The 26,155-nt window shown below is 60.5% G+C and carries 33 protein-coding genes; all 33 read right to left on the minus strand.

Features of this window, described 5'->3' with window-relative positions; translation table 11 throughout:
* Nucleotides 1–21: 21 nt before the first annotated feature.
* On the minus strand, nucleotides 22–723 hold the full coding sequence (gene arsH / locus JZZ72_RS18390; protein WP_043860437.1) for an arsenical resistance protein ArsH: 702 nt from the start codon (nucleotides 721–723) through the stop codon (nucleotides 22–24).
* Nucleotides 724–735: 12 nt separating this feature from the next.
* Nucleotides 736–1,206: an arsenate reductase ArsC gene (locus JZZ72_RS18395; protein WP_210014852.1), complete on the minus strand. Its 471-nt coding sequence runs from the start codon at nucleotides 1,204–1,206 to the stop codon at nucleotides 736–738.
* A gap of 31 nt (nucleotides 1,207–1,237) precedes the next feature.
* Complete coding sequence (locus tag JZZ72_RS18400; RefSeq protein WP_043860439.1) at nucleotides 1,238–2,521, minus strand: arsenic transporter; 1,284 nt, start codon at nucleotides 2,519–2,521, stop codon at nucleotides 1,238–1,240.
* Nucleotides 2,522–2,536: 15 nt separating this feature from the next.
* On the minus strand, nucleotides 2,537–2,884 hold the full coding sequence (locus tag JZZ72_RS18405) for a metalloregulator ArsR/SmtB family transcription factor (RefSeq protein WP_058540837.1): 348 nt from the start codon (nucleotides 2,882–2,884) through the stop codon (nucleotides 2,537–2,539).
* A gap of 98 nt (nucleotides 2,885–2,982) precedes the next feature.
* Nucleotides 2,983–3,681 (minus strand): Rossmann-fold NAD(P)-binding domain-containing protein, encoded by a 699-nt coding sequence (locus tag JZZ72_RS18410; RefSeq protein WP_043860441.1) that lies wholly within the window; start codon nucleotides 3,679–3,681, stop codon nucleotides 2,983–2,985.
* A gap of 41 nt (nucleotides 3,682–3,722) precedes the next feature.
* Nucleotides 3,723–4,580 (minus strand): SDR family NAD(P)-dependent oxidoreductase, encoded by an 858-nt coding sequence (locus JZZ72_RS18415; RefSeq protein ID WP_210014853.1) that lies wholly within the window; start codon nucleotides 4,578–4,580, stop codon nucleotides 3,723–3,725.
* A 60-nt stretch (nucleotides 4,581–4,640) separates the two neighbouring features.
* Entirely contained in the window at nucleotides 4,641–5,486 is an 846-nt protein-coding gene (locus JZZ72_RS18420) for an SDR family NAD(P)-dependent oxidoreductase (protein WP_058540835.1), read from the minus strand.
* A gap of 58 nt (nucleotides 5,487–5,544) precedes the next feature.
* Nucleotides 5,545–6,114 (minus strand): TetR/AcrR family transcriptional regulator, encoded by a 570-nt coding sequence (locus tag JZZ72_RS18425; RefSeq protein ID WP_210014854.1) that lies wholly within the window; start codon nucleotides 6,112–6,114, stop codon nucleotides 5,545–5,547.
* A 143-nt stretch (nucleotides 6,115–6,257) separates the two neighbouring features.
* A complete protein-coding gene (locus tag JZZ72_RS18430; RefSeq protein ID WP_100633454.1) occupies nucleotides 6,258–7,703 on the minus strand; it encodes a DUF6765 family protein in 1,446 nt (481 codons plus the stop codon).
* A 208-nt stretch (nucleotides 7,704–7,911) separates the two neighbouring features.
* Nucleotides 7,912–8,124 carry a hypothetical protein gene (locus JZZ72_RS18435; RefSeq protein WP_078479484.1) on the minus strand — a complete coding sequence of 71 codons (213 nt, stop codon included), beginning with the start codon at nucleotides 8,122–8,124 and terminating at the stop codon, nucleotides 7,912–7,914.
* A 475-nt stretch (nucleotides 8,125–8,599) separates the two neighbouring features.
* Nucleotides 8,600–9,823: a hypothetical protein gene (locus JZZ72_RS18440; protein WP_210014855.1), complete on the minus strand. Its 1,224-nt coding sequence runs from the start codon at nucleotides 9,821–9,823 to the stop codon at nucleotides 8,600–8,602.
* 833 nt (nucleotides 9,824–10,656) lie between these two features.
* On the minus strand, nucleotides 10,657–10,947 hold the full coding sequence (locus JZZ72_RS18445; RefSeq protein WP_210014856.1) for a hypothetical protein: 291 nt from the start codon (nucleotides 10,945–10,947) through the stop codon (nucleotides 10,657–10,659).
* 498 nt (nucleotides 10,948–11,445) lie between these two features.
* On the minus strand, nucleotides 11,446–11,967 hold the full coding sequence (locus tag JZZ72_RS18450; RefSeq protein ID WP_210014857.1) for a hypothetical protein: 522 nt from the start codon (nucleotides 11,965–11,967) through the stop codon (nucleotides 11,446–11,448).
* 233 nt (nucleotides 11,968–12,200) lie between these two features.
* Entirely contained in the window at nucleotides 12,201–12,404 is a 204-nt protein-coding gene (locus JZZ72_RS18455) for a hypothetical protein (protein ID WP_210014858.1), read from the minus strand.
* Between the two features lie 410 nt (nucleotides 12,405–12,814).
* On the minus strand, nucleotides 12,815–13,030 hold the full coding sequence (locus JZZ72_RS18460; RefSeq protein WP_210014859.1) for a hypothetical protein: 216 nt from the start codon (nucleotides 13,028–13,030) through the stop codon (nucleotides 12,815–12,817).
* 292 nt (nucleotides 13,031–13,322) lie between these two features.
* Nucleotides 13,323–14,525, minus strand: coding sequence for an ATP-binding protein (locus tag JZZ72_RS18465; protein ID WP_236066295.1), 1,203 nt, complete (start codon nucleotides 14,523–14,525; stop codon nucleotides 13,323–13,325).
* 1,401 nt (nucleotides 14,526–15,926) lie between these two features.
* Complete coding sequence (locus JZZ72_RS18470) at nucleotides 15,927–16,343, minus strand: DUF2846 domain-containing protein (protein ID WP_236066296.1); 417 nt, start codon at nucleotides 16,341–16,343, stop codon at nucleotides 15,927–15,929.
* 67 nt (nucleotides 16,344–16,410) lie between these two features.
* Complete coding sequence (locus tag JZZ72_RS18475) at nucleotides 16,411–17,004, minus strand: tail assembly protein (RefSeq protein ID WP_054916624.1); 594 nt, start codon at nucleotides 17,002–17,004, stop codon at nucleotides 16,411–16,413.
* 445 nt (nucleotides 17,005–17,449) lie between these two features.
* Complete coding sequence (locus JZZ72_RS18480) at nucleotides 17,450–18,433, minus strand: hypothetical protein (RefSeq protein WP_236066297.1); 984 nt, start codon at nucleotides 18,431–18,433, stop codon at nucleotides 17,450–17,452.
* 3 nt (nucleotides 18,434–18,436) lie between these two features.
* Nucleotides 18,437–19,036 (minus strand): hypothetical protein, encoded by a 600-nt coding sequence (locus JZZ72_RS18485; RefSeq protein WP_210014860.1) that lies wholly within the window; start codon nucleotides 19,034–19,036, stop codon nucleotides 18,437–18,439.
* Nucleotides 19,033–19,335 carry a hypothetical protein gene (locus tag JZZ72_RS18490; RefSeq protein ID WP_210014861.1) on the minus strand — a complete coding sequence of 101 codons (303 nt, stop codon included), beginning with the start codon at nucleotides 19,333–19,335 and terminating at the stop codon, nucleotides 19,033–19,035. The genes JZZ72_RS18485 and JZZ72_RS18490 overlap by 4 nt, the downstream gene beginning before the upstream one ends.
* Nucleotides 19,336–19,671: 336 nt before the next feature.
* On the minus strand, nucleotides 19,672–21,471 hold the full coding sequence (locus tag JZZ72_RS18495) for a DUF927 domain-containing protein (protein ID WP_210014862.1): 1,800 nt from the start codon (nucleotides 21,469–21,471) through the stop codon (nucleotides 19,672–19,674).
* Entirely contained in the window at nucleotides 21,458–22,348 is an 891-nt protein-coding gene (locus JZZ72_RS18500; protein ID WP_210014863.1) for a toprim domain-containing protein, read from the minus strand. Before JZZ72_RS18500 ends, JZZ72_RS18495 begins: the two co-directional genes overlap by 14 nt.
* A complete protein-coding gene (locus tag JZZ72_RS18505; RefSeq protein ID WP_210014864.1) occupies nucleotides 22,345–22,572 on the minus strand; it encodes a hypothetical protein in 228 nt (75 codons plus the stop codon). Before JZZ72_RS18505 ends, JZZ72_RS18500 begins: the two co-directional genes overlap by 4 nt.
* A complete protein-coding gene (locus tag JZZ72_RS18510; protein WP_159388132.1) occupies nucleotides 22,565–22,852 on the minus strand; it encodes a hypothetical protein in 288 nt (95 codons plus the stop codon). The genes JZZ72_RS18505 and JZZ72_RS18510 overlap by 8 nt, the downstream gene beginning before the upstream one ends.
* Nucleotides 22,853–22,856: 4 nt before the next feature.
* Nucleotides 22,857–23,201, minus strand: a complete 345-nt coding sequence (locus JZZ72_RS18515; protein WP_210014865.1) for a hypothetical protein — start codon at nucleotides 23,199–23,201, stop codon at nucleotides 22,857–22,859.
* The gene (locus tag JZZ72_RS18520; protein WP_210014866.1) at nucleotides 23,198–23,413 is read right to left on the minus strand and encodes a hypothetical protein; all 216 of its coding nucleotides are present in this window, start codon (nucleotides 23,411–23,413) and stop codon (nucleotides 23,198–23,200) included. The genes JZZ72_RS18515 and JZZ72_RS18520 overlap by 4 nt, the downstream gene beginning before the upstream one ends.
* Nucleotides 23,410–23,643, minus strand: a complete 234-nt coding sequence (locus tag JZZ72_RS18525) for a hypothetical protein (protein ID WP_236066298.1) — start codon at nucleotides 23,641–23,643, stop codon at nucleotides 23,410–23,412. The genes JZZ72_RS18520 and JZZ72_RS18525 overlap by 4 nt, the downstream gene beginning before the upstream one ends.
* Nucleotides 23,644–23,711: 68 nt before the next feature.
* Nucleotides 23,712–24,044 (minus strand): hypothetical protein, encoded by a 333-nt coding sequence (locus tag JZZ72_RS18530; RefSeq protein WP_210014867.1) that lies wholly within the window; start codon nucleotides 24,042–24,044, stop codon nucleotides 23,712–23,714.
* 145 nt (nucleotides 24,045–24,189) lie between these two features.
* The gene (locus JZZ72_RS27855) at nucleotides 24,190–24,417 is read right to left on the minus strand and encodes a hypothetical protein (protein ID WP_236066299.1); all 228 of its coding nucleotides are present in this window, start codon (nucleotides 24,415–24,417) and stop codon (nucleotides 24,190–24,192) included.
* 317 nt (nucleotides 24,418–24,734) lie between these two features.
* Complete coding sequence (locus JZZ72_RS18540; RefSeq protein WP_210014869.1) at nucleotides 24,735–25,382, minus strand: KilA-N domain-containing protein; 648 nt, start codon at nucleotides 25,380–25,382, stop codon at nucleotides 24,735–24,737.
* Nucleotides 25,379–25,681, minus strand: coding sequence for a helix-turn-helix domain-containing protein (locus JZZ72_RS18545; RefSeq protein ID WP_210014870.1), 303 nt, complete (start codon nucleotides 25,679–25,681; stop codon nucleotides 25,379–25,381). Before JZZ72_RS18545 ends, JZZ72_RS18540 begins: the two co-directional genes overlap by 4 nt.
* Nucleotides 25,681–25,941, minus strand: a complete 261-nt coding sequence (locus tag JZZ72_RS18550; RefSeq protein ID WP_210014871.1) for a helix-turn-helix transcriptional regulator — start codon at nucleotides 25,939–25,941, stop codon at nucleotides 25,681–25,683. Before JZZ72_RS18550 ends, JZZ72_RS18545 begins: the two co-directional genes overlap by 1 nt.
* Nucleotides 25,942–26,155 lie beyond the last annotated feature (214 nt).

The following is a 26,155-nucleotide window of genomic DNA, read 5'->3' on the forward strand; positions in this document are numbered from 1 at the left end:
CCCACCGGTTGCGCCCTGGCGTCAGATCGACGCCTGGCGCATGCGATCGGACAACGCCTGCGCCGTTTCCTTGCGCTCGGAATAGCGGTCCACCAGGTGCGCCTGGCTGTCGCGCAGCAGCAGCGTGAACTTGACCAGCTCTTCCATCACATCCACCACCCGGTCGTAATACGGCGAGGGCTTCATGCGGCCCTGCTCGTCGAACTCCATGTACGCCTTGGGCACGGACGACTGGTTGGGGATGGTGAACATGCGCATCCAGCGCCCCAGCACGCGCAGCTGATTGACCACGTTGAACGACTGCGAGCCGCCACACACCTGCATCACGGCCAGGGTCTTGCCCTGGGTGGGGCGAATGGCGCCGAGGGCCAGTGGCACCCAGTCGATCTGCGCCTTGAACACCGCCGACATCGCGCCGTGCCGTTCAGGCGAACACCACACCTGGCCTTCGGACCACAGCACCAGCTCACGCAGTTCCTGAACCTTGGGGTGCTCCACCGGTACGTCGTCCGGCAGTGGCAGGCCGCTGGGGTCGAAGATGCGAGTCTGGGCGCCAAAATGCTGGAGCAGGCGCGCGGCCTCCTCGGTCAGCAAGCGGCTGAAGGAACGCTCGCGGGTGGAACCGTACAGCAACAGGATGCGCGGCTTTCGCTCGCCGGCCTGCAGGGCGGTGGGCAGGCCTTCGAACAGGCTCGGGTCGAGGTTGGGCAGGTCGTGGTGCATGGGGCCTCCGGGTCAGAGCGTGGCAATGCGGTCGAGTTCACGCTTGAGCGCGTGGGCATCGAGCTGGCTGAATGGCAGCGCGAAAAACGCCCGGCAGCGACGCTCGATACGCGCCAGCGCATGGTGAAAGTTCGCCTCCACCTCGTCGTCGGTGCCGGGTTGTTCGGAAGGGTCGGTCAGGCCCCAGTGGGCCTTGAGCGCCGGGCCGAAAAACGCCGGGCACGCCTCGCCTGCGGCCTTGTCGCACACGGTGATGACGATATCCGGCGGGTTGGCCGCGAAGGCCTCGTTGCCCTTGCTGCTCAGGCCCGCGGTGCTGATGCCGGCCTGCTGCAGGGTCAGCAGGCTGCGCGGCAACACCTGCCCCCTGGGGAAGCTGCCGGCGCTCAGCGCCTCGAAGCCCGCCGGGGCGAGGTGATTGAACATCGCTTCGCAGAGGATGCTGCGACAGCTGTTGGCCGTGCACATGAACAGAACTCGCATGGTGGTGTACTCCCTTTGGCAGGCAGAATGGTCAAAGGCTCAGGCGCAGGGCCAGGGCCGAAAGCGTGATCAACAGCACCGGCACGGTCAGCAGCAGGCCGACCTTGAAGTAGTAGCCCCAGGTGATGCGCGTACCCTTGCGCGCCAGCACATGCAGCCAGAGCAATGTGGCCAGGCTGCCGATGGGGGTGATCTTGGGGCCCAGGTCGCAGCCGATGACATTGGCGTAGACCATCGCCTCGCGCACCACACCCTGTGCTTCGCTGGCGTGAATCGAAAGCGCGCCGATCAGCACGCTGGGCAGGTTGTTCATCACCGAGGACAGCACTGCGGCAAGCAGCCCGGTGCCCAGCGACGCGCCCCACACGCCATAGGCGGCAAGACGGTCCAGCAACTGGGTGAGCAGGTCGGTAAGGCCGGCGTTTTTCAGGCCGTACACCACCAGGTACATACCCAGCGAAAACACCACGATCTGCCAGGGCGCATCGCGCAGCACGCGCCGGGTGGAGATCACATGCCCGCGCGCAGCGACAATGAACAGCACCACTGCACAGGCCGCCGCCACGGCGCTGATCGGGATGCCCAGCGGCTCGAGCAGGAACAGGCCCACCAGCAGCGCCACCAGCACGCCCCCGCCCACGCGGAAGGTGGCGCGGTCGCGGATCGCCAGCACCGGCGCCTTCAGTGCCTGTACCTCGTACACCCCCGGTATGTCGCGGCGAAAGTACAGAAACAGCACCAGCAAGGTGGCCGCCACACTCACCAGGTTCACCGGCACCATCACCGCTGCGTATTCGCCAAAGCCCAGGCCGAAGTAATCGGCCGAGACGATGTTCACCAGGTTGGAGACCACCAGCGGCAGGCTGGCAGTGTCGGCAATGAAGCCTGCGGCCATGACGAACGCCAGGGTCGCAGCCGGGGAGAAACGCAGCGCCAGCAGCATCGACATGACGATAGGGGTAAGGATCAGCGCCGCGCCATCGTTGGCGAACAGCGCCGAGACCGCAGCGCCCAGCAGCACGATGAAGGCAAACAGCCGGCGCCCGTTGCCGCGCGCCCAGCGGGCCACGTGCAGGGCTGCCCATTCGAAGAAGCCGGCCTCGTCGAGCAGCAGGCTGATGACGATGATCGCGATGAAGGTGGCGGTGGCGTTCCACACAATCGCCCACACCGTGGGGATGTCGTGCAGCGACACCGCGCCCAGCGCCAGGGCCAGCAGTGCGCCGAGGCTGGCGCTCCAGCCGACGCCCAGGCCGCGGGGTTGCCAGATGACCAGGGTCAGGGTGAGCAGGAAAACAGCGATGGCAGTCAGCATCGGGGCGCTCCTGGCTCAGCAGCAGGCAGCAGCACGAACGGGGCGACCGTCCATGTTGTGCAAGCGTGTGGTGTTGTCCTTGAGCCAGTCGGCATTGGCGCGCAGCGTCACCTGCAGCAGGTCGTGCACCCAGCCGGGCAGTTGCGGGTTGAGACGGTAATAGACCCACTGCCCCTGGCGGCGGTCGAGCAACAGGCCGCTGGTACGCAGCTGCGCCAGGTGACGGCTGATCTTGGGCTGGCTGTCGCCCAGGGCGCACATCAGCTCGCACACGCACAACTCGCCCTGCTCTGCGATCAGCAGCGCAGCGCGAGCGCGGGTTTCGTCGGCCAGGCTCTTGAACAGGTCGGGTGGGGTAATCATTGTGGGCGGCCCTTACATATGGATAACCGAATATACGGATATCCATATGTTATCTGCAACCGGATTTTTCAGCGCCTGCCATCAACCTCCCCAGCGCGTCACCCGCCGTTGGGGGCCGGTTTTTCGCGCAAGGCCGTGTGGTAGATCTGCGCCGAATCGAGCACGGGCTGGGTGGCACCATGGCGGGCGATCGACAGCATTGCCTGGCCGATGACCTCGGTGCTCAGCACCTTTTCGGGCAACAGCGCACGCGCCAGGCTCAGCAGCGGGCCGGTGAGCCGGTAGAACACGCGGTACGCGCGGGTTCTGGAGATGGCCCCATGCAACGGCTGAATCACCGCCGGGCGCAGGATGTGCACGCGCCTGAACGGCAGGCGCAGCAGGCTGTTCTCCGTCATGCCGCGCACCCGCGCCCACATCGTCGAGCTGGTTTCGCTGCTGTCGGCGCCCGCCCCGGAGACGTAGATGAAGGTGGCATGCGGGTTGAGCTCGCACACGCGCTGGGCCACCGCCAGGGTCAGGCGGTAGGTCATGTGGGTGTACTGCGCCTGGGTCATGCCCGCCGCCGAAACGCCCAGGCAGAAGAAACACGCATCCACATCGCGCAGGTCGTCGTCGAGCAGCGTGGACGGGTTATCGGCGAAGGCCGGCCTGACCACCTGCCGGAGCTTGGGGTGCTGGGCGTTCAGGCGTGAGCGCCCGATCAAGCGAACGGACTCCACATCCTGCGCCGCCAGGCATTCGCGCAGCACCCCGCTGCCGATCATGCCGGATGCACCAAAGATCACTATGTTCATGGCGTAGGCTGGCCTCGCTCAGTTTGAAGGGTGCGCCGGCTTCATGCCGACGGCCATTGCGGCGGTGCCGTGCCGAAATCGGCCGCGAGGCTGACCGGCTTCCAGCGCTGCATCGCTTCGCTGCGGGCGGCCTCTTCCACCTCCACCACATACAAGGCGTCCGACCCCAACAGCAGACGCGACGGCAGCCCTTCACGAGCGGCCAGCGCCACGATCAGCTGTGCAATGCGCTCGGGGTCGCCCACTTCGTTGCCCACGTAGGACTCGATCAAGGCCTTGAACGCGGCCATCGACGCCATGTAGTCCGGGGCCAGCTCGGTGAGCGTGCTGCGGGCCTGGTGGCCCCAGTCGGTACGCATGCCGCCGGGCTCCAGGGTGCACACCTGGATGCCGAACGGCGCGACCTCCTTGCCGACCACGTCGCTGAACCCGCCCACGGCCCATTTGGCCGCCTGATAGGCCGACAGGCCCGGGCTTGCGATGCGACCGCCGGCCGATGACACCTGAAAGATATGGCCGCGGCCCTGGGAACGCATCACCGGAATGGCCGCACGGGTGAGGTTGACCACGCCGAACAGATTGGTCTCGACCTCGGCGCGAAAATCATCGGTGGGGATATGCTCGAACGGCTGGATATGGCCGAAGCCCGCGTTGTTGACCAGCACATCCAGCCGGCCAAAACGGCGCACGGCCTCGGCCACGGCGTGCCTGGCCTGCTGTTCGTCGGTCACGTCCAGTTCGAACGTGGCCAGGTTGGCGCCGTACTGCGTCTGCAGCTCGACGAAGCGTGTGATGTCGCGTGCAGTGGCTAGCACCTTGGCGCCGCTGTGCAGCGCCGCCTCCAGAATGGCGCGCCCCAGGCCTCGGGACGCACCGGTAATCAACCAGACTTCAGACATGATCATTCAACCTTTTCAAAGCGCCGACGCGGCGCATGGGCAACGTAAAAGAGGGGCTGCTCACTCGGGCCGAAAGCCGGCCTTGCCTTCCAGCATCACCGACTCGGCAAGCGCCTTCTGTGCCTGAATGTCCGCCAGGCTGCGGGCATAGCCGGCCTCCAGCGCCGCATAGGCATCCCCGCCGAGCACGGTGCGCAGCGGCGGCTTCTGCATCTGGCTGAGGGTGTAGATGGCGTCGGCCATTTTCAGCGGGTCGCCCGAGGCGGTGTCTTCGCCATGCTGTTCGATCCACCCGCGCAGGTTGCCGACCGCACTGCCCTTGTAGGCGTCGAGCTGCTCGGTCCAGCGGATGTTGGCCACGAAGCCGGTCTTGATCGAACCTGGCTCGATGATCAGGGTGTTGATGCCGAACTCGGCCAGCTCTTGCGCCACCGCTTCGGCGAAGCCTTCCAGACCGTACTTGGCCGCGTGGTACAGCGAGCCGCCCGGGTAGGCGGTGCGGCCGCCGACACTGCTGACATGGATGAAGGTACCGCGCTGCTGTGCGCGCATCGCCGCCATGAAGGCGCGGGTGACCTGTATCGGCGCCATCAGGTTGAGCGCGATCTGCTGCTCGACTTCGGCGTCGGTCATCTCTTCCATCGCACCGATCACCGCCCCGCCCGCGTTGTTGACCACCACCTCCACATCGGGATGGCGGGCAGCAACGGCGCGTACCTGTTCGCGGTCGGTCACGTCGAGCGCTTCCACATGAAGGCGCTTTGGATACGCCTGTTGCAACGCCTGCATCGCCTCCACACGACGCACGGCGGCGACCACGGTATGCCCCTGGGCCAGCGCCTTTTCGGTAAGGGCCAGGCCCAGGCCACCCGAAGCACCGGTAATGAACCACTTTTGAACAGCCATGAAGATACTCCTGTTACAAGTTGTGAGTGATTAATCACTCAGTTAAAAAGCAAGGCTTTTACGCCGTAATGGCGCGCCACAGCATATGGAAGCCCAGCTGGCGGTGGCGGTCGGCCTCCTCCGGGGACTTCTCGATGTGTTCGATGGTGGTGGTGGCGATACTCTCGATCACGGAAGAAATGAAGCTGATCGGGGCATCGATCAGCACGCCGTCCTCTACCCCGCCCTCCATCGTCCTGGACACGGCCTGGAACGGCTGCGCGCCCAGTGCGCGGGTTTCTGCGGTCACCTGCCCCGACGCCGACAGCCGTGCCAGCACCACGCGCTCCAGGGCATTGTTCAGGCCCCAGCTGACATAGCGATTGAAGATGTACTCCATGCGCTGGCGGTAGTCGGCCTGGGCCGGGAAGTCCGACATCATGGCCGTCACCAGGCTTTGCTTGAGGTGCAGGTAGAGCTCCTGGAACAGCACCTCCTTGCTGCTGAAGTAGGTGAACAAGGTGCCGTCGGCAACCCCGGCGCGCCGCGCAATGCTCGACGTGCTGGCCATCACGCCCAGCTCGGCGACCGCCTGCATTGCAGACAACAGCAAGGCTTCACGTTTTTCGGGGCTGAGGGGACGTGCCATGGAGGGAGGTTCGCTTAAGAAGACTGAGTAATCAGTCAACTATATTCCTGACCCTTGGGCGAATGCAAGGGGTGGATGGCGCGACGGTGCCGAACGGCAAGCCCCCGGCATCGCGCCGGGGGGTTGATAGCCGTTATCCGGCGCTACTCGAACAGGTTCACGATGGCATCCGACAACGTACTCCGCTGCCGCGACCACGAGCTTGTGAAGTGATAGATATCATTGGCCTGAACGTAGTGCTTCACGAACTGGAAGTGATAGTCGGCGGCAATCTGGAACAGGTACAGATCGCTTTGGATATTCACGTAGTTGGTGCCGAAGCGATGGATCTCGGTACTGATCTGGACCATGCCCTCCAGAACCGCATGGGTGTCGGGCTCCAGGTCCACATTGATTTCCGAAGTTGGCTTTTCGGTAAGAATGCGCTTCCAGGCGAGCTCCGAACTCTTTCTTCCCGAAGTGCCCTTGGTAAGGTCGCAGGGGGCCTCGATGGCCTGGCGAGCTTTGCTCATTTCGCCTTTGATGCGGTCATCCAACTGCAACTTCCTGCCTGTTTTTACCTGGCAAAACAAACTGGTCAACTCGAGCCAGGCGGATTCATATTCCTTGGGGTTATCGCGCTCGACCATCTGCTTGGGGTTGGACCAGCAAGGCTTGTACCTGAACTTGGCGAAACTGTAGTCGGGGAAGTGCCCGAGCCAGCCGTGGCCCAGATAACTGGTACCGCTGGGGGCCGCTTCGAAGTTGGGGTTCGCGAACGGCACGCCCTTGGTGTCGGATGACTTCAGGACTTTCCTGTTCCAGTTTTTCGACGAGCCGTCCATGTAATAGATGGCCTGTGGGCCGTAGCCCATCTTGGACCATTCCCAGGAGTCCGGGTCGTAGTCCGCATCCCAGTAGGTGTTCATCACGTTGTCGAGGCCGCAGTGGTCCTGGTGGGCCCAGGTGTCGGCGATCACATGCGCCCTGACCCCCAGCAGGATCAGCCTGAACCTGCGCAGCACGTCTGCGCGATTGTCCTTCAACACCTCTGCCCCGCCGATGGCCAGGCTGATGATCTTCTCCAGCCGGTCGTCATCGGTGGCGCAGAGCACGGCATCTTGAACAAGCCTGCGCGAGAGTGCGCTTTGCGGCCGGTTGAGCATCTTGCCGTATTGCAGATCCTTCACCTTGCTGGCGTTGTACTTTCTCAGTATCTGCTCGCCGCCGAAGGTGTCGCGCTTGATGAACTTGGGCAGGTAGTTGGCCACTTCGGCGCCATGGGTTTCTTCTCGGCTGGGCGTGCCGGCCGGGTCGTTGTAGTTGCCGGGGATGAAGTGGTACGAGCACCACAGGCCATCTTCAGGCTCCCCCATCGTGCCCAGCAGCCCGCCCTGGTAGGTGTAGCGCGGGTTGTCCATCTTGGCCACGACGTTGTACTTGGCAGATTTTTGGGTGTCGCTGACCAGGCTCCAGTAAGAGGCATAGGTGCTCTCGCTGAAGAAGTCGATGAAGTTGGCTGCCTTGGCAATAAGAGTTGCATCGTCCTTGTTGAAGCCGCCACACAGTGCTGAGTGGTAAGTACCGTAGAAGTGAAAATCCTGATCCATGCCGCTTTCCCCTAAACAGTTTTTGTTTAACAAAAAAAGACCGCATGGGTTTATAGGCACAGCTTTAAATAGTGTCAAATGGCCATTAGTCAATGATAATTGTTATTTTTATTTCGTGTATTAACGTTGGGAAAGTGCGGTTTGATGGGAATGGCGATATAGAGCGGTTCTATTTAAATTCATGGCCAATGGAGCCAGTCTGCGCTAATCAGTCGTCAGGCTTGAGCAACTTTCCACACTGCTCACTGGCCAACTGGCTGATGATCCGGATGGCCTGATGAATACCCGCCGTGTTGCGAAAGCTCAGCTGCGGGTTGTGCTCGCACTCCAGCACCTCGTCATGCTGGACGAGCGCTTCACCGAGAAGTTCGAGGGTCCAGGCGTAGCGTTGGATGGTGGACAAGCGTTCTTGGTCGGTCATGGGGATACCTGCGCTAGGACCTGTATCAGGGTTGCTGAGGTTCTTGTCGGGGAGATCGTCCCGTTATTGCGCTCGAAAGGCCACGGTATTTAGGACCCATTTCGTGGCGTTGGACGATGGGCAGGCGATCATAGGGATGCCCGCCCTGTAGCCGGTAGGGGACTGACGTTGAGGTGGAGTGAAAGTCTTGCGAGGAACACGCCGTCGTCATACTGTGGCCGAGAGCGAATGCGGAAGTCCTGCTCAGAATGCGAAGAGGCATGCATGACGCCCAAGTTTGAGCTTGGAGAGTGTCTAGGAAACCAGGGGCGATTCAGCTCTCCGTGCGAATTTGCACCTAATTTCACCACCTATTTGCATTCGACCCAACCTGTCATTTGAATCGCATTTGGCCAGTACATCGTTGGGACATGACAGGCAGAGAACGACCCATTTCTGCCGGTCGATGCGGCCTGCGATCAGCGGTCCTAACGTGTCACGTTGAAGGCAGTCTGACCTCAATCGACGTCCGAGCTAAGACAAACGGGCCAGACAGAACTCGAATCGCGTGAGGTCCAGGCTTTTGTGCGTTGAATCTCAGCATCACATAACAGAGGCTCGCCGGCTCCCCGGAGTCATCTCGCTTGACGATCACTGGTAATCGGAGCTCCTCTTTTCCATATGGATCGTCGACGCTCACAAATATGGCAAAGGACGTATCACCGACCGAAGCCCCGAAATCCACCTTAAGTAACAAACACCAGGATAGATCAACTGGAAGAGTCTCGACGCTAGTGAACGTGAAGCCTCCCCCTAGCACGCTGCAAACCCCGTCCCGGAAATACACGACATCTGCGGGCAAAATTGCACTGACCTGAAAACCTTCGGAGATATCCGAGGGAGTAATTTGACGAGAACCGGCAGGGATTACACATGCGGATTGAGCGCCCTTTCCTCCAGCTGCTCGGATCGTGCGCAGAACTCGCCCATCGGCAGTGACGAAGTTCACTACCGCTTCTCCGCCGTCCTCCGAATGTTCTCCCGGATATTTCGCGGCTTGTCCTCCCTCGGGGACTATGCATTCAATGCGTTCGAAACCTTCCGAGCGAAGCGCCGCCATTTCTTCTTCTGAGATATGTGCAATTACACTGTCGCCGCCGCCCCCACCTTTCCCACCAGCGGCATTCTCACCGATCGCGCCGGCACCTCCGCCGCCTGCGCCAGGAATTGGGCCATTTTTTTTATCGTTCAGCATCGTTCGCCCCAAATCGAGAAGAGCAAGTATCGCCTCGGTCGGATTAGAGACCCCCTCAACAGTTACCTTTCCACCTGGGCCGCCATCTCCTCCTCTCGCGTTCGCCCCGATGGCGCCACCGCCACCTCCGCCGGCACCTGGCGCGCGGCCGCCTTCTCCCCCTAATGAGATAGCTGCCGCCGTAAGGCTAATCGAAGTTTGTAAAGCAGTTTCGGCCATGTCGTCAGTGAGAGCCCACCCCTGCCGACCAAAGGCGTCAAAATCCGCAAGCTGTTCAGCTTTCCATTTACGCAACACCTCGGGTGTAAACAAGTGTGTGCGGCCAGGCTGGTCTATCTCCCACGCATGTTCCAGGCATAACAGGAGCAAGTTGTCGAAGTGGCGATTGCGGGCTTCCGACTGACTTTCGTCCCACCTCGGACCGTTCTCGCTTCGCGCGCAAATATGCGACACATTCGAATTCAACGTCCGGTCTCCCGTTTCTGGATCAACTCTATAAAGCGGACGCCTACAACTCGGGAAGGCACAACGATATGCGTTGGCGTACAACTTTTTGACGGTCGTCGTCGTCGGATGGCGGTGAGTTATGGACATGGCTCAGTGGCTTAATCTTTCATACGGATTCGAAGCATATTGTCGATGAGGCCAGCTTGGGAAGCCCGCGCGGGACTAGCTAAGTTGAAACATATAGCTGCCGCCCTGATGACCGCTCCACGGTCGCGGCGAGCGGCAGAAATTGGCCGATCGCTGCCGATCATTGCAAGGCAGCGTGATGGTCATGGAATGTCTGGTCAAGTCGAATGCTAATGGGCCTGGTCACTTTGGTCGCCCCCTTCGCACGCCCGGAATATCAGGCTTTGTCAGGTCCGTGACTGCCCGGTTTTCCCTTGACGAGCACGCCCGGAAATTCTTGACGGCCTCCGCTCCTACAGGTCAGCCAAACTCAGCGCCAGCCCTTGCACAGCAAGGCATACAGCCGATTCTGCTCAAGCGCCAGCGGGTCAATCCGTCAAGAAAGGTCAAGAATTTCTGTCAAGGATGGTCAAGGGCAGGTCAAGGCTGGCGCCATTCTGGACGGGCATGCGGCCCCCTGCGGCGGTGTGAAACGCTGGGCCAGCCGTTCCAGTTGGTTGGTCAGGCGCTCCAGCTTAGGGCAGTGACGGCCCGCATCACCCTCGGCAAGGCGCAGCTCCAGAAAGCCCACCAGGGTTTACACCAACAGCGCATAGCTGGCGCTGTCGATGTGAGCGCCAGCAGTAGGTGGGCCACCGGCACCTTTGCGACGAATAGGCGTGACCTTACCCATGGCTCACCCGCTCCCGATCAGCGCCAGCGAAGGCCCGGCAGACCTGGCCATTGGTCACCGCGTGCCAGTAGGTCAGTTCGTCCAGCGAATCGACGAGGCAAGCCGTCACCATGGCGTCAGCGCTACGCAAAACTACGCGCCCGCACTCGGCATCGGCTTGGCTCAAGAACGGCCCCAGCAAGGCCCGCTTGGTCTCCGGATGGCCCACGTAAAACAGCTCGGTGGCTTTCGTCGGGCAAGCCGACCCCGTCAGCGCAGCGAGGCGCTGTTGAAAACTGGTCATGTTTAACCCCTCAGTCTGGAGTCGCGGCGATGTACGCGGCGGCGGTTTCGGGTGCGCTCAATCAGCGCCGGGGAAACGTGTGGCCCGACGAATGCGGCCAACTCCTATGCCTAGAGACAGAACGAGACAGCCAGAAACAAGAAAGCCCGCACTTGGCGGGCTTTTCAGGGGGTTCCGTATACAAGGGGAGACGTATCGGAACAGTTAGATGGTGCCGGAGACAGGAGTCGAATCAGGCACCTCCAACCCAATAAAATCGGGAACTTCGATGACGGAATGCCACCACTGTATACCTAAACATATACCTAAAACGAAAAGTACTCCGATCAGGGAACCATGAACGAGCCCTCCTAAGAGGGCTTGTTATTACCCTTTTCTTGAGGGCGGCGGCGGTGGCGGCGGCGGAGGTACGCGCCTTGGCAGCTCCACATCACTCTTGATGTTTCTCATTGGTGGCGGCGGAGGTGGTGGCGGCTTTCGCTCGGACATGAAGTGCTCCTATGGGTGGGTTGATATAAAGATCGGTAGGAAGGAGATCAACGACCAAATCACAGCGTAGATGACGTTCCTCGACAAACCGTCGAGCTCGTTGCTTCGTCGATCGTTGTTGGTGGCATTCCTCGTCGCTCCCATGACGTAGTAGTCCATCATGATCTGCATAAAGAAGCTGTTTGCCTGCTCAACGCTTCCGTCGTAGTAGTCGATCAGCGTCTTCCGATGTGCCTCAAGCTTCTCGGCCACCGGTATGGCTAGGTCATCAAAGCGGACGCGCCAGGCCCAAGCGAAATGCCACATCGCTCTGACAACGAAAATCCCTGCCCCTAGGTACAGAATCCAGAAAAAGATACCCGCGGTCGTTTCTGTCGCCGGTGCCTTGGGAAGGAGGTAAGAGAGGAAGCTCAAGAGGGCTACGATCAGCGCGAGCGGCAGATTCAGCCTGGAGATTAACTTCTCCTTACGGTCAGCCTCAGCGAGGTAGATCTTCTCGTACAGCTTGTACTCTTCATCATCGGACCTCATGTCACAGTTGCTCCCTCCAAACTCAATGGCTTAGGGCCATCATCCTTCCTACGCAGCTCCATGCCAAGAGCCTCTAACATGATGATGCTTGGGAGGTGGTGTATAGCCGGGCACCAGCACCCCGGAATGGTGGCTTGGCGCTTCACCATCCAACGACCGTGTCTGCTCGCCGGCGGGCGTTGCGATGACAGCAACCCCTTTGTCTGAACGGATACCGGAAAGTTTGCCAGTATCTACAGCCCCATCTGCCTGATGATCCTGCGCGGCTCCATTCCATCGCGAAGTGCCCAGCTGGCGTCCATGGTCATCTGGTCGAGCGCCTTGCTCTCGAATGCCTCGGCCATGGCAGCGGCCTTCCTGACAATCAGTAGCGCCAGCTCTGGCGGGAACTGGACCGGCTCCGGTTGGGGTAGGTAGTCGCAATCGATAACGGACATGTCGCGGCCCTCGATGTGATGGTGCTCAACGTGGCGAGCTGGGCACCGGATTATCTGATAACTACCCAGCATCCGGGTAGTTCACGGCAGGCCGATCGGTCACCTGCTGTACCTGCGCCGCCTGCACATTTTCGTTGCTCCTCCTCTTTCTCGTCAGACCCGCTGGCCCGCCCCGGTCTGGCGCATCTTCGCCGCCAGCATCAGGTCACCATGGGTCTGCTCCCGCGCCGCGACCAGGCCTACATGGTTCACTCGGACGGCGGCGCCCGCACTTGCCCGGCGCTGTACCGCCTTAGGGGCCAGGCCACCATGTCAACATCTGCACAGCGTGTCGTTTTCCACACACGGGCACTCGTCGAGTCGATCAATATTGGTAGTTTCGCCGAGGCTGGCCAGCCGGCTCTGCAGGGCTATCGGATGCTCGCAGCCACCAGCTCTGCGATTCCCTGTCGCACGGCATCGATATTGTCATCCATGGTCGCCAGCGCGCCGTTGACGTTACCCACAACCGCATCCGATCCCCGCTCGCCAACCCACTTGGTCAGTTCCTCCACTGAGGCCCTCAGCGCGTCCTGGTTATGACTGAGGCGCTCGAGCACCTCGGCAACAATCTGTAGTTCTCGCATCCGTGGCTCTCCGATCATCTGTCGAGAAACCATAGCTGATGGGCAAGGATTGACAGCTGCCAAAATAAATCCCCATAACTGGAGCTGACCTAAATAGGCGGGTTGGTCAGCCGGCGGCCATTAGAGGTCAGCCTAGGCGATTTGCAAACCAGCCGGAAAAGTGGGCTAACGTCACGGAAACGACTAACATTCCGTGAGCAGCCGCACTGCAAGGGTGAGCTCCTTCTAAACAGCTCACACAGAGCCGACGAAGCGCCGCCTTCGCCGGCTCTAACTTTTTATAAAACTAAAATTACATATATTCTTTTTGCCGCCTAATAAATTGACCAAGAAGCGGCACAGCAAATGAGTATTTACCGTGACGGTTCTTATAAATCAAACCAGAATCAGCCAGGCTCGAAAGCATTTGATTAACGTGGCTACTACTGAACGGTTTCTCTAGCATCTCCTTCGACTTGACTGTTACATCCTGAACGGAAAACTCGCCGTCGCAATGCTCAAGTTCAGCAATAACACCAAGCAACTCACGTTGTCTGTCTGTCGCCCGTGCCCAACGTCCAACAAAAAAATCGCTGTCTAGCTTGCGTAGAATTTCATCAGCGGGGACGCCAATCTGCTCATCGTTATCCATCTGCTGTATGAATACGTCATACACTTCTCTACATATAAACTGAACAAAGTATGGGTATCCTCCAGAAAGCTGCCCAATTTGCCGCATTGAGGGGTCAGATAGCTTAACCGGGCATTCTTGCAGCGGAATCCGAATCGCGTCCTGAACTGCACTTTCGCTCAGTTTGTCGAGCATTACCACCCGAAACATACGCTCAGCGTAGGTCCGCGCTTCAACCAATTTTGGGAAAAGCGTTGGTAGCCCCGTAAGCGCCAACATGAAGGGAATCCCTTTTCGCTGTATTGACTGAAACACGTCCAGCAGCATAGAAAGGGGGAATTGATCTTTCTGCGCATGATCAGATAGATTTTGCGCTTCGTCATAAGCAAATATTATTCCAGAAACACCCAAGCCAGCAATAGCACTCCAAACGATCTCCAGCACTCGCTTAACTTTGTCTTCTACAAGACCCGGCGTTGATTCATATATACTCTGAAGTGTCTGAAAATTTAAAGTTTGACTCACCATGGATTCAGTTCTAGAAAAACCAATCCCTTCAGACACTTGAAACTCGCCAACTTTTACTCCGGATGTCACCACCGAGAGATCCGTGAGCAACCGGGTAGCGATACTGCCTTCATTTAAGCTAGCGCTCTCAGAAAGGTCGGTACCTACCCACAACCACTTAGCTTGCTGAGCCATAGGTTTGAAGGTTTCGAGTAAAACGGTCTTACCAGTCCCGCGCAGGCCAGTGAGCACCAGGTTCTCTAGGATGGTCTTCTGACCTAATAGGCGCGCGAATTCCTTTTTTTCGTCCTCCCGACCTGCGAGGTAGGGAGGCATGTGCCCCGCGCCCGGCTTGAAAGGGTTCTGAAATGCGGCCATGATTAGCTCCAGCTATAAACTTAGAAAGAGTACTAAATTTACACCCTGAGCTTTAAATGTCAAAGCCCTTTTGTCGGATATAGCTTGACGGCGGCAAACCTCATAGAGCTAAGAGGTTTCATTGCATTTTACCATTGACGAGGCCACCGAATTTCTTGACGGCAACCGCTACCGAAGTTCAGGCAGTTCTATCGCCAGCCCCTGTACAGCAAGGCTCACAGCCGATCCCGCTCAAGCGCCAGCGGTCGAATCCGTCAAGAAGGGTCAAGAATTTCCGTCAAGGTCTGTCAAGGGCAGGTCTAGGGTACGGGCCATTCTGGACGAGGCGAGCGGCCCAGGCATGATCGGGTTGCCCGCGCGCTAAGCCAGCCGCTGGTTTCCTGGAGTTCTACCTGCTGGTGCTGGCGCCGATCCGTCCAGAACCTGTCCAGAATCCGCGCTGAGAACTCTTGACGGGACTACGGCTTGAATTCAGCCGCACGCGGCGCCCCATGTGGGCTACGGCCGTCAGATGCTTCCTGATCCGTCTAGTGCCTGTCTAGAATCCGTCAGGGGTCTGTCGGGGGTATGAGACGGCAAAAGCCCTTACTTTGACGGCCTCCCGCATAGGCCGGGCCTCTGACGCCCACCCGGTGCTGGTTCCGTATCATGCCTGTCTCACATTCCGTCAAAGCGTGGTCAAAGTGCTGGCTGGCGCTGGGCAGCGAGCATTGTGGTTTTCATGTGCTCATTCGATGCTCGGAGCACTGGACCGGTTGCCGCTGGCAAGGCTCCATTACCGTGGAAACCAGGGTGGAAACCGCCGGCTGGCAACCTCAACATTTCTCAACAGGCAGGCCACTCAGGTTCGCACGGAAGGTTCGTGCATAGGGGGTTGCGAACCTAAGTGCGAACCACCGGCGCGAACTTGCCCAGCACCAGCGTCAGAATGCGTACCTGGCTGCGTACCTCCGCGGCATCACGCACTCCGACTGCGCGAAGATCGTGCGTGAAGCGCTGCGCGAACCAGGCCCGCCACGCCCTGCTGGATCTGCTCATTTCGTGGATACCAGGTTGGATGCTGGGCGATCTGTTCCGCGCCAGCGACCCGGACAGCCGTTGACAAATGTTCACATGAGAACGGCCCAGTACCGCCGTCCGGGTGCCGGCCCTGTTAGCAAATACTAGTTCCTGGCCGGAACTGCCCCTGCGCGGGTGTGGCCGTGTAACGCCTCCCGGTAACCAGGCCAGACTGGTTACCAGGCGTGGTTACCAGAACTGGTTACCGCCTCGTTCCCACAACCTGGGCGCCAGCTCAGCGAGACAGACGATATGGTCCGACTCAGACGCTTTGGTCTGTCCCGCGCCACAAAACTGTGAGGTCGCATTTCGTGGCGCGGTGTAGAGGGAGGCCATGGCAGGCTAGAACGCTGTCGGCGAGAGGTCCATGCTCATGCTGGTATCAATAGAGATCCGATATTTTTTGGTTGCGCCAGCATCCATCACAAACGACCTCTCCTTAAGCCCGCCTCCGCATAAGGACGTTGAGTTAACTCCGATAATGCGCTCACCAGCAGGCAGGTAAAACTTCGCGGTCTCTCCAGAACCAATTTCTGCAGATTGTTTGCCATCGATGTAAACCAGCGTATTGCATGCAGACCCCGTAAACCCGGTATCCCTGGTAACAACTAGCGTTCCATGACCAGTCGTTGGCTTGACCTGATATCCAGTCAACCTGGAAGTTGGTACTGGGTCAGCCTGGTTAGAAGGGATCGGGGAGGTGGCGCAACCGGCCAGCGAAGTAGCGGCAGCCAAAATTAATCCTGCAAGACGCATCATGCTTCATCCATTCTTAGCGCGGAAAGGAGCATGAAATTATCACGCTCCCGCCGCGAATGAACACCCGCTACATTTGGTCTTCAGCGTAAATACCAGCACTGATGATAGCTCCGCCCCATCGCCGACGCCCCAGACAGAGCGGCACGGGGTTGCCGCTGGCAGTGGTGTTTCGGGCGCTGCCGAAGGCATAGCCCGGTGTGTTCTCGGGCGCCGCACTAGTCTTGAGCCCTTGGCTTTGCGGGCTAATCGCCTGGATCACTCCTCCGATAAGAGCCGCTCCCCCCATTTGCATCATCCACGGTTGTTGCAGCACCAAACCACCTACTATTAGCGCCGCTCCAATAACCGTCTGCAAAACACCCGCCCGCTTGCTTCCGCAGATCACCGGAATAATCCTGATTTCGCGACAGCCGCCTAGGCCAAACTCCTCTTCGCCGACATTCCTGCCGTTTCGGAATACTGCGAATTCAAGCCCCCTGGCTTTGGCTCTCGCGAGATCCTGAGCGAACCCCGGATGATTCACATCTATCGCCCTCGTCGCTTCCCGGATGTCGCCATGGCCGGAAAGAAGGTAAGGGTGCTTCCTTCCGTATTTCTTCCCGAGAAAGCCGCCCAGTATGATGGTCGTTCGCGGGGTGTACTCGATTGCTAATGCGGCCATTAGATAGTCTCCTGAGTTGGGTTAGTGGGGGACGGGAGATTGAGTCGGCAAGCCAGTAGAGCGCGCGACATGCGAGCCTGATCACGGATCAGTTGCTCCCGTTTCGGATCAGGATTCCATGCCGCACAGTGGCAGGAGGAATAGGCCCTAGCTCCGCGGAATGTACCTCGGAGTAGATCAGCTGAAATTCGTGCTTCGTCCTCGGTGAAGAAAGGGCCGTCAATATCGACGTGCTTACCATCACGGACACACCGAACATCCCACACGTCGTAACCGCTGATGGCCTTCGAATTGTCGGCGAAGTCGGTGGCCTTGCAGGCCTCTGTGAATCGTTCTTGGAACGTGGTCATAGATTGCTTTCTCCTTGGTATTGATCGTTCATGGATATCTCTTTCGCATGGGCGCCACTGGCGCTGGTCATGGGCTGGTGCCCGGTGGTGTTGCTCTATGTCGCGCCACGTTTTCGCGCAGTTGCGTTTCTTGGCGCGGCTCCAATCAGGTTGCAAAGAATTGCCTCAGACTCCGCCATGTCATCGCGCTGGCTGGCGATCAGGTAGCGGAACACCGTCAGCGCCTCGGCCTTGTTGCGGGGCCGGATCTGCGCCAGCAGGCCGAACACAAACCAATCCCGTGCCGTTGCCTCGGGCGGCCCGTCGCTGGCGTCCCGATCGACGGCGTTGCGCAGCCGGTAGAGGTGGTCCCAGTAGCCCAGCTCGTACAGGCAATCAGCCAGGGTGTGAGGCAGCAGTTCAGGGTGGGCGTTGAACCGGGCGGCTACCTCGCCCTTGTCGAAGTCACCAAATTGGCCGGTAGTCTCCAGCCCGCGCAGCGCATCGATGCAAAACGATTCCGCCTCGGTATCGGCCAGGAGGTCATCACCAAAGCGGGCGGCGCCCTCCTGCCTCAGTTGATGCTTCTCGATGGCCCGCGTGGCAAGGGCTTCCAGGTCAGCGAACCCGAACGACGACATGGCGGCGAATGGGTGGCCGGGGTTGGTGGCCACCAGGTAATCCCGGTACCGTTTTTCGAGCAGATCGAGCGGCGTATTGATCTTCTTGGCGCCCTCCATGGCTCGCTCAATCAGAGCGCTATGGCCGGTGCCGATGATCGAGCGCAGCCAGAGCACCGCATCCACCTCCTTGTCGCCGCTCACCACCTCCTGCGGCGGCAGCTCGGGCACGCTCGGTAGGGTCTCGGTGCTGGCGCTGATCTGCGGCAGGGTGAACATGGCGCGGTGCTGCCCGTTGTCGCGGAATATCCCGGAGCGTGAAACCAGGGTCTTCACCGTTCCCAGCGGCAGGCCGGTCGCTTCGGCCACTTCGCGCAGCGAGTGACGGCGGCGCAACTCCAGCACCAGGTGCCGCTGCTCATCTGAAACCCGTTGTTTCGTCTTGGCGGCTGAATCCGCCTGTTTCATTGGCGTGGTCATGGCTCACACCACGCTCAGCTTGGGTGGCAGCTTCGGCCCGAACGGTGCCCCGGGTGCGAAGGGATCAGGCAGCAGATGCTTGGGGCACTCGCTGATGAAGTCCGCCATCGCCGCATGGCAGGCGTTGAACAGCGGCGCGTCATTCCACTCTTGCCCCCGGCGTTCTGCGCTGTCCTCCAGCGCATGGGTGAACACCAGGCCTTCCAGGCTGGTGACGCCATCCCGCCTGGCCTGCTCGCGCTCCACGGCGTTCACGCTCAGCAGGTCGCACATACGGTCGAATCCCAGGACACCGGCCAGCCCGTCATGGTCGAACAGCAGTGATTGGCCGAATCCGGCCAACGCGGCCACGGCCTTGCTGCGCTCATCCTCTCGGTGCGCTTGTGCCTCTTGCTCCAGATCGGCAATGGCCTGGCGGGTGAACGGCAAGAACGCTTTCAGCTTGCCTGCCTGGCGGCGCATGGCACGCTGCTCATCGCGGACCGAATCGAGGTTGCGGTTGATGTTGCGGCAGATGCGCCGGGTGGTGATGATCTGCGTGCTGGCGCTGGCCCCTGGCTTCAGGGCGATATCGCACAGGCGCATGGTCTGTGTGGGCTTCATGGGTGGACCTCCATGGGCGTGTTGTCGTAGGTGGCGCGCAGCTCGGCACCGGTCACGCAATGTCGACCACCAGGCGCATAGCAGCCCCGGCAGGTCATAACGTGGTTGATGTACCGGTCACGGGCCTGACGCCACTCGGGTGTGGCATTGGCGGCGTTCGTGTACGGGCTGGACGGCAATTGCGCAGGCTCGACCAGCACCAGGTGTGGGCGATCCTGGGCACGTTTCGCCACGGGTGATTCGCCAGCGCCAGCAACGTTTGGCGGCATGTGATGGAGCAGGTCAGCAAGGAGGCTCATGGAGCCACCTCGCTTGAATTGCCATAACGCCCAAATGTGTCTGTGAAAAAAAATCGGGGGAACGGGGGAACGCGGGGAACACCCTGTATTTCCGGGGCCTTCAGCGGGGGTACGTGTTCCCCACCCGAAAAACTGGGGAACAGTGATAACCAAGCATCAGGAAAAACACAGGCGCTTATATTCAAAAACATGTTTGTGTTCCCCCTGTTCCCCAACACTTCAATAAGGGGGAACGGCTACAGCCCCCGAATTTACTGGCTGTTCCCCCGTTCCCCCTGTTCCCCACGTTTTTAGGTTCCTGTGTATTCGGGCATTGGCGTTGGGTGGTGACGGCGGTCATAGGCCACCGCCTTCGCTGTCCATGGCATCGGGGTCGATCACATACAGGCGGGCAGACCCACCAGCAGGCAGGCGGTATTTCTTGGTCCTGCGGCTGTCTCGGTCGGTGTCGTGCTTGGCGATTGCGCCAGCGCCCTCCAGTGCTTTCACTACACGCGCCAATCCGTGCCCATGGGCTGCCTCGGTCAGCGCGGACTTGTTGAACAAGTACAGCCGCTTGGTGCCGATCACCTCCCAGTACCCGGCACGGTTGAAAACCTTGGCGTCTGGCGTTTGATCTTCTACGTCCGAAAACCGGCTGCTGCCGTGCTTGTCGATGAAGTCGAGGATGCCCGCTAGTATCTGGCGATCCTCGGCGTTGCCGCCGCCCACCCGGCTCAGCCACTCGCTGTACAGCAACTGGCAGTCGGCCAGAGCGGTGCCCGGCGTCCAGGGCAGCAATCCATAGGCAATGGCCATTTCGCCCGCCAGCGCGATCACCGCGAAGCGATCGGCCACCCGTCCGGCCTGGGCGTTGTCCTCGACGAACTGGGCGCGGATTCCGGCGAAGTCCTCGAGCAGGCCGGGGCGGTCATCACTCGCCAGCAGCCTCTCCACGAATGCCGGCCCGATATGGCCGTGGTTCGCTCCCACGGCCACAGTGAGCTGGCGGTGGAAGTCGGCACCTTCCAGGCCGTGCAATTCGTCGAAGGCGCGGTGTGTACGGGTGCCGGCGTTCACATCCACCATGCGCAGCTCAGCACCAGCATGGGCGGCGTTACCGCTGATGGCCGCGTGCTCAGATAGGGAGCGCTCGCCGCTGGATAGCGCGAGCAGGCGCCAGCTCAGTTTCCCGCGGGCTTCCCGGTCACGGGTCATGGTGCCCTTGCCCTGACCGTTGGCGAGCGAGTAGGCCATCTCCTGTACGCGCTTGGGGTCGGCCCGCTTGATCTCGTCCAGGGGCAGCATGGTGTCGTTGCGGCTCGACGCCTCAATCTCCAGACCACCCTTGGTCATGTCCCATGACGCGGCGAATATGCCGGGGTCGCCCCATACAGATGAGCCGATCAGCTGCGCCAGCGATTTTCCGCTTGAGCTGTCGCCCACCAGGTGAACACCACCACCCAACACGCCCACTAGGCTCAGCAGCGGGCCAGCGAGGGCGCAGCCGATCGCCAGGGTCAGCACCGGGTTTCCCTCGCACTTGGCCGCCACTTCGACCTTCCAGCCGTCCAGGCTCCCGCGCACGCTGAACAGGTTTTGCCCCTTGGCGCTGGCCTGATAGCGCACCTTGTCGCTGCCAATGGTGCGTCCAGGCAGCACAAAGGCTCCCGACTCATGCCAGCCGGGGCGGCAGGTGGTGGCGAACACCTCGGCAGGGCGCTGGTCCAGCAGGTACTCCATGAACTGGCCGCGCTTCTTCAGAGCGATGATGACGCCCATGCCAAACAGCGTCCGCCTGGCGTCCTCTCCGCTCCCGCCGAACACCTCCATGGGAATGATCCATTCCTTGGGGCCGCTATCGGTGAGCAGGCGCAGAAACCGTCCCTCGCTGCCGTCGTCGCTGTTGGTGGTGCGAGCGGCGACGGTCACGGGCGTGGCGATCCACTCGTCAGTGATCGGGCGGTCGGCCTTGTCGTCGTCGCCGTCATCGTCGGCGGCGCTGCGCTTGAAGCCGTGCCAGTACACGCCGGGCTTGAGCCTGCGGCCTTTCTCATTGGTCACCCAGTACTCATACACGCCCCAGCACGGACGATCAGGCTCGACCTTGGGCGCCTCTGGGCGCAGGTTGATGACGTTGTTCTCAGGCGGGCGCATGGCGGCACCTCCAGGCGGCAAGGTCGTTGAAGTCGGAAAGGGTCAGCGGCGCATCGGCTGGCCACTCGGGGAAGGTCACCAGGCCACCACACGAGGCCGCGGCTTCATGGGCGGCGGTGCGCCCTGGGTTGCCCTTGCCTTCAGCTTCGGTCTGGCGGTCGTCGTCGCCGGCGACGATGATTTCTGTGCCGGGGTAGTCGGCCCGTAGCGCCAGCGCCACCGGTTTCAGGTTTCCGGCGTTCATCGCACAGGCGACGGTGTAGCCGCTTTCGTGAAGCGTGGCACCCGTGGCCCAGCCTTCGCAGATGCACAAAGGCTTGCCCGGTGTGATGCGTCCCAGTGGCGAATAGGTGCCCTTAATCCGACCGCCGAACAGAAAGCGCTTTTCGCCGTCCGGGGCGATCCGTTGCAGGTTGACTAGCACGCCCCCGGCATACAGTGGGATCAGCAGGTCGTGACCACGCTGGCGCAGGCCATGGGAACGAATGTCCTTGGCGACCAGGTAAGGGTGGTCAGGATCAGCGCGGCGGGCGTCACGCCACCAACGGTGAGCCAGATTCGCCGCTTTGAGCTGGCGCCGCTGCCGTTCGGCCTCCCGCTGGCGCCGGGCCTGCTCGATGCGCTGGCGCACCTGCTCGGCTTCGCGGGCGTCCACCGGCTCACGGCTACACCAGGTGCTGGTGCCGCCCGTCTTCCAGCTCCCGAACGCACCCGACGCGATGCCATCGGCAAACAGGCAGTACCAGCCGTTTAGGGTGCCAGACTTGTCGCCGGGGACGTGGAAGCGGTGAATGTCGCCATCGCCCAGGGGCAGCCAGTCGAGCAGCCCATAGACCGACTGGAGCGCTTCACGGAAAAGGATCGTGGCGTCGGTCATGCGGCCCCCTGCGGCGGAGTGAAACGCTGGGCGAGCCGTTCCAGTTGCTGGGTCAGGCGCTCTAGCTCAGGGCAGTGACGGCCAGCATCATCCTCGACAATGCGCAGTTCCAAAAAGCCAATCAGGGTTTCCACCAGCAGCGCATAGCTGCCGCTGTCGATGTGAGCGCCAGCAGTAGGTGGACCACCGGCACCCTTGCGGCGAATAGGCGTGACCTTAGTCATGGCTCACGCCCTCCCGATCAGCGCCATTGAATGCCCGGCAGACCTGGCCATTGTTCACCGCGTGCCAGTAGGTCAGTTCGTCCAGCGAATCGACGAGGCAAGCCGTCACCATGGCGTCAGCGCTACGCAAAACTACGCGCCCGCACTCGGCATCGGCCTGGCTGAGGAATGGCCCAAGCACAGCCCTAGAAGCCTTGGGGTGAGTCACGTAAAACAGCTCGGCAGCTTTCTTCAGGCAAGCCGATCCCATCGGCGCTGAAGCACCGTTTTGAATTTTCATGGTGTTACTCCCCGTCGAAGTCTTTAGGCGTGAAGCGTTCGGCGCCGTTGCGTACTACTCGCAGGCCCAGTGCGGCAGCCCTGGCCACGGCGTCTGCAAAGCCCAGCTCTAGATTGGTCGTACGCCCGCCCATGCCAGCAATAGCAAACCTGATGGCCTCATATGCTGCGGTCTCATCGTTGGCCGCCAGTTCGGCAATTTCACTGTCGAAAAAGGCGATGCCCTTTTCCCAGTCAGCGGCCACACCGGGGTTGTTGCGCGGCCAGTTGACCATCCGCCCGCAATCGTCCCGGCTTGTGAACGTGAAATCGTCGCGACAAACGATGGGAGCTTTAATCACGGCATTCACAGGTCACCCCCTTTCTCAGCGATCACACCTTCCAGCATTTCGGCCCAGGCCATGGCGGTGTGCTGCGCTATCGCGGCGGTGACACGGGCCACGATGACGGGGGTGGCGGGCGAGGCAATGACGGCAAGCGCCAGGCTCAGCAGTACAAGGATGCCTTGCACCTCGCGCAGATCGTCGTGGGTGTCGTCGGGCATCTGGATAGGGGGATTCATGCGGTAGCCCTCCCGTCCATGTCAGCGCACTTGCCTACGACGCCATACGAGGCGCCCAAGTGGCGGTGCTTCCAGCAGAAGTTGGCGCTGAAGATGCGGATCTGCTCAAGGTGGCGGGCAACGTCAGAGGCGATGGTGTTTTCCTCCCGACACAGCAGCGGGTCTAGCAGCGGCAAGAGGATGCGCTCCAGCCTGTCGAACTCTTCGCGGGCAAAGTTCATTGAACTCATTGCGTGGGCGTCGAGGACCGCTTTAGGTAGCACCTCACCTTCAAGGATTGCAGCGTTTGGGAAGCAGCTCATTGGACACCCCCGACACAAGCCGCGTTCTTGAAGTGCTTCAGCAGCGCGGCACCTGGGCGCGATTGGTGTTGGCACTCCACCAGCATGGCTCTGACGTCATCCGATACACGCAAGGCTTCATCCAGACCGTCCAAAGAGCATTGGCAACGCTCTTGAATGCTGATTGAAGCGTCGGGGAAATCTGAATGCAGCAAGCTGGCTATGGCGGAGGCTGAGCTGCGGCCAATAATTGCTGGAAGACGAAATGGCTTCTGGCCCGGTACGTTGATCACGACTCGGCATTCGATAAAGCCTGGAACGGCACCGGCTGCGCGGAGAGCATGAGTCATCTGGCACCACCTTGCGCTTCAAGGGCGCGGGCAATCTCTACGTGATGGCTGTAGCGTGCGAGGCGGACGGAAAGGGACGAATTTGCACGGAGGGCGCTCAGGGCCATACGGCGGTGAGTAAGGGCGCGGAGGCGGGCAGGAATACTCATTTGGCACCACCCTTCAGCCAGAAGCTGCGATAAACGTCATAGCTTGCATCGTTGAGACCAGGGACGAATCGCGTGGCCAGCGTCTTGCTGACTTCGCCCTCAAGAGTTGCAGTGATACGGCCCAGCTCGATGGCGGAGGAATAGCGCAGTAACGTCTTCAACAGACGCGAGCAGTAGGCTTTCTGATGTTCTGGGGAAATTGCGGACGGATTGAGGGCGTGCATGGGTGGAGCTCCTTCTGCTGTCGAGGAGCTGCCACGATCCTTCCTACGGGATTGGGTGGCAGCTGTGCACGGGGTAGGAATACCGGGGCAAAAGGAACCCGGCCAGGCCGAAGCCTGCCCGCACACAGCCGCCATAACACGGAACTGCAGGCGAAAAAAAACGCCGGCAGTAGTGATCTGGGCGCTGTTGCGCCTTTTGCTCATCGGGTTCCTACGCCCGGCCGCTGAATTTGCAGCGACGGGCAAACCATACCGAGCAACACGACTGCCTGCAATAGAAAATATCGACCGGTCATCTTCTGTCTTGAGCGCCAGCATCATGCGACTTCACTCCTGAGGTGTTTAGCGCGCAGGCTCTGGACGTAGCTCAGCAGAGCCTTTTTACGGGCTTCGAAGTCTTTCCCCTGGCCGATCAGCAGCACGTCGCGGATCTCGATGAGCGAGACCAACAGAAGCTCCTCAGCGCTGAGCTGGTCACGATTACGGCCGGCGAACTGCCCTGTGATCACTTGGTTGATCAACCGGGCTTCGTTGATGAAGTGGTGGCGCTGCGGCGTTTTGCCATGCTCCTCACAGGAGATGGCCAGGGCGTCACACAACCCGCGATAGCCAACCGCGGACTGCAGGCGGGCCTGCTGCCAGTTGCCTTGACCACCGCGCAGCAGGGCATCGATCTGCTCGTCACACCAGACGGCAAAGTCCACAGAGAGCCACCGGGCAAAGACAACCGCCAGCTTCGGGTGAAGCCAAGTGCCGCCGTAGCGGCCGCGCTTGGTCCTGACCAATTCCGGGAATTTCCCGGTTTTAGAAATGGCTGCCAGGTAGGCGGCCGTGTCGGGTAGGCGCAGCCACTCATGTGGCTCCTTGCCGAACCGCTCTGCGATCTCGGTGGCATGCAGCCATCCGTCTACGTCGAAGCGCACGGCGTGGCCCTGGTAATCGAACGGAATGATCCTGGCCGTCATGCTGCCACCTTCTGAGCAGGGCCAGCGCTCAAGAAGTAGGTGGCCACGTTCTGGTGCTCGCGGCCGTGGTCGTCCTTTAGCGTGCTGAGGTGGGTGACGATATTGTGACCCTTGGCCCGAAGTTCGGCGATGCGCGCCCCCGGGCGCAGGATGTTCAGCAGTGTGATGGCCTGAAAGGTGTTGATCGAACCATGCTGGCGCAGGTGCGCGAGAAGACGGATGCGTTGTGCGCTGCCGCTGGTATCATGTACTTGGATATTTTCGTGGCTGGCCTGTTGGTCGGCCTTTTTTTTGCTCATTAGGCGGCCACCTCGCGCAATGCGATGCGCTGGCGCACCCAGGCCTGAACCTCCGCGAATACCCAGCCGACTGGTGCTCCACGGGACTTACTGTTGCTCAGAGGGACTGGTTTAGGAAACGTTGGGTCGTCCTTGAGACGCTTGTATACGGTAGGGCGAGCGAGCCCCGTCATAGCCTCTACATCAGGCATTCTGATGAGCCTATCTGCGGGGCTAAGCTCGAGGCCCGATGCGCTTGCAACAACAGGGGTAGCATTCATAGTGATTCCCGATACTGGTTTAGACGGGAATCAGCGTGTCAGGTGACGTTCGGTCGGGCATTGCAATTGCAATTTTTCGAATTGCAATTGCAATCAAGGTGCTCTAGTTACGAATGGCTAGTTCCCGAGCTTCGGCTTTGCTTTGAGCAACGCTGTCGGCCTCCCTCGCCATCGTTTTGGCATCTGCTATCAAGTGTTTAAGAGTAGTTTCACC

This window comes from Pseudomonas palmensis (genome assembly GCF_017848315.1).
Classification (GTDB): Bacteria; Pseudomonadota; Gammaproteobacteria; order Pseudomonadales; family Pseudomonadaceae; genus Aquipseudomonas; species Aquipseudomonas palmensis.

Excerpts from the sequence above, each read along its gene's own strand:
- arsH (WP_043860437.1), bottom strand. The coding sequence starts at position 723 with ATGCACCACGACCTGCCCAACCTCGACCCGAGCCTGTTCGAAGGCCTG.
- JZZ72_RS18395 (WP_210014852.1), bottom strand. The coding sequence starts at position 1,206 with ATGCGAGTTCTGTTCATGTGCACGGCCAACAGCTGTCGCAGCATCCTC.
- JZZ72_RS18400 (WP_043860439.1), bottom strand. The coding sequence starts at position 2,521 with ATGCTGACTGCCATCGCTGTTTTCCTGCTCACCCTGACCCTGGTCATC.
- JZZ72_RS18405 (WP_058540837.1), bottom strand. The coding sequence starts at position 2,884 with ATGATTACCCCACCCGACCTGTTCAAGAGCCTGGCCGACGAAACCCGC.
- JZZ72_RS18410 (WP_043860441.1), bottom strand. The coding sequence starts at position 3,681 with ATGAACATAGTGATCTTTGGTGCATCCGGCATGATCGGCAGCGGGGTG.
- JZZ72_RS18415 (WP_210014853.1), bottom strand. The coding sequence starts at position 4,580 with ATGTCTGAAGTCTGGTTGATTACCGGTGCGTCCCGAGGCCTGGGGCGC.
- JZZ72_RS18420 (WP_058540835.1), bottom strand. The coding sequence starts at position 5,486 with ATGGCTGTTCAAAAGTGGTTCATTACCGGTGCTTCGGGTGGCCTGGGC.
- JZZ72_RS18425 (WP_210014854.1), bottom strand. The coding sequence starts at position 6,114 with ATGGCACGTCCCCTCAGCCCCGAAAAACGTGAAGCCTTGCTGTTGTCT.
- JZZ72_RS18430 (WP_100633454.1), bottom strand. The coding sequence starts at position 7,703 with ATGGATCAGGATTTTCACTTCTACGGTACTTACCACTCAGCACTGTGT.
- JZZ72_RS18435 (WP_078479484.1), bottom strand. The coding sequence starts at position 8,124 with ATGACCGACCAAGAACGCTTGTCCACCATCCAACGCTACGCCTGGACC.
- JZZ72_RS18445 (WP_210014856.1), bottom strand. The coding sequence starts at position 10,947 with ATGACCAGTTTTCAACAGCGCCTCGCTGCGCTGACGGGGTCGGCTTGC.
- JZZ72_RS18450 (WP_210014857.1), bottom strand. The coding sequence starts at position 11,967 with ATGAGGTCCGATGATGAAGAGTACAAGCTGTACGAGAAGATCTACCTC.
- JZZ72_RS18455 (WP_210014858.1), bottom strand. The coding sequence starts at position 12,404 with ATGTCCGTTATCGATTGCGACTACCTACCCCAACCGGAGCCGGTCCAG.
- JZZ72_RS18460 (WP_210014859.1), bottom strand. The coding sequence starts at position 13,030 with ATGCGAGAACTACAGATTGTTGCCGAGGTGCTCGAGCGCCTCAGTCAT.
- JZZ72_RS18465 (WP_236066295.1), bottom strand. The coding sequence starts at position 14,525 with ATGGCCGCATTTCAGAACCCTTTCAAGCCGGGCGCGGGGCACATGCCT.
- JZZ72_RS18470 (WP_236066296.1), bottom strand. The coding sequence starts at position 16,343 with ATGATGCGTCTTGCAGGATTAATTTTGGCTGCCGCTACTTCGCTGGCC.
- JZZ72_RS18475 (WP_054916624.1), bottom strand. The coding sequence starts at position 17,004 with ATGGCCGCATTAGCAATCGAGTACACCCCGCGAACGACCATCATACTG.
- JZZ72_RS18480 (WP_236066297.1), bottom strand. The coding sequence starts at position 18,433 with ATGACCACGCCAATGAAACAGGCGGATTCAGCCGCCAAGACGAAACAA.
- JZZ72_RS18485 (WP_210014860.1), bottom strand. The coding sequence starts at position 19,036 with ATGAAGCCCACACAGACCATGCGCCTGTGCGATATCGCCCTGAAGCCA.
- JZZ72_RS18490 (WP_210014861.1), bottom strand. The coding sequence starts at position 19,335 with ATGAGCCTCCTTGCTGACCTGCTCCATCACATGCCGCCAAACGTTGCT.
- JZZ72_RS18495 (WP_210014862.1), bottom strand. The coding sequence starts at position 21,471 with ATGCGCCCGCCTGAGAACAACGTCATCAACCTGCGCCCAGAGGCGCCC.
- JZZ72_RS18500 (WP_210014863.1), bottom strand. The coding sequence starts at position 22,348 with ATGACCGACGCCACGATCCTTTTCCGTGAAGCGCTCCAGTCGGTCTAT.
- JZZ72_RS18505 (WP_210014864.1), bottom strand. The coding sequence starts at position 22,572 with ATGACTAAGGTCACGCCTATTCGCCGCAAGGGTGCCGGTGGTCCACCT.
- JZZ72_RS18510 (WP_159388132.1), bottom strand. The coding sequence starts at position 22,852 with ATGAAAATTCAAAACGGTGCTTCAGCGCCGATGGGATCGGCTTGCCTG.
- JZZ72_RS18520 (WP_210014866.1), bottom strand. The coding sequence starts at position 23,413 with ATGAATCCCCCTATCCAGATGCCCGACGACACCCACGACGATCTGCGC.
- JZZ72_RS18525 (WP_236066298.1), bottom strand. The coding sequence starts at position 23,643 with ATGAGTTCAATGAACTTTGCCCGCGAAGAGTTCGACAGGCTGGAGCGC.
- JZZ72_RS18530 (WP_210014867.1), bottom strand. The coding sequence starts at position 24,044 with ATGACTCATGCTCTCCGCGCAGCCGGTGCCGTTCCAGGCTTTATCGAA.
- JZZ72_RS27855 (WP_236066299.1), bottom strand. The coding sequence starts at position 24,417 with ATGCACGCCCTCAATCCGTCCGCAATTTCCCCAGAACATCAGAAAGCC.
- JZZ72_RS18540 (WP_210014869.1), bottom strand. The coding sequence starts at position 25,382 with ATGACGGCCAGGATCATTCCGTTCGATTACCAGGGCCACGCCGTGCGC.
- JZZ72_RS18545 (WP_210014870.1), bottom strand. The coding sequence starts at position 25,681 with ATGAGCAAAAAAAAGGCCGACCAACAGGCCAGCCACGAAAATATCCAA.
- JZZ72_RS18550 (WP_210014871.1), bottom strand. The coding sequence starts at position 25,941 with ATGAATGCTACCCCTGTTGTTGCAAGCGCATCGGGCCTCGAGCTTAGC.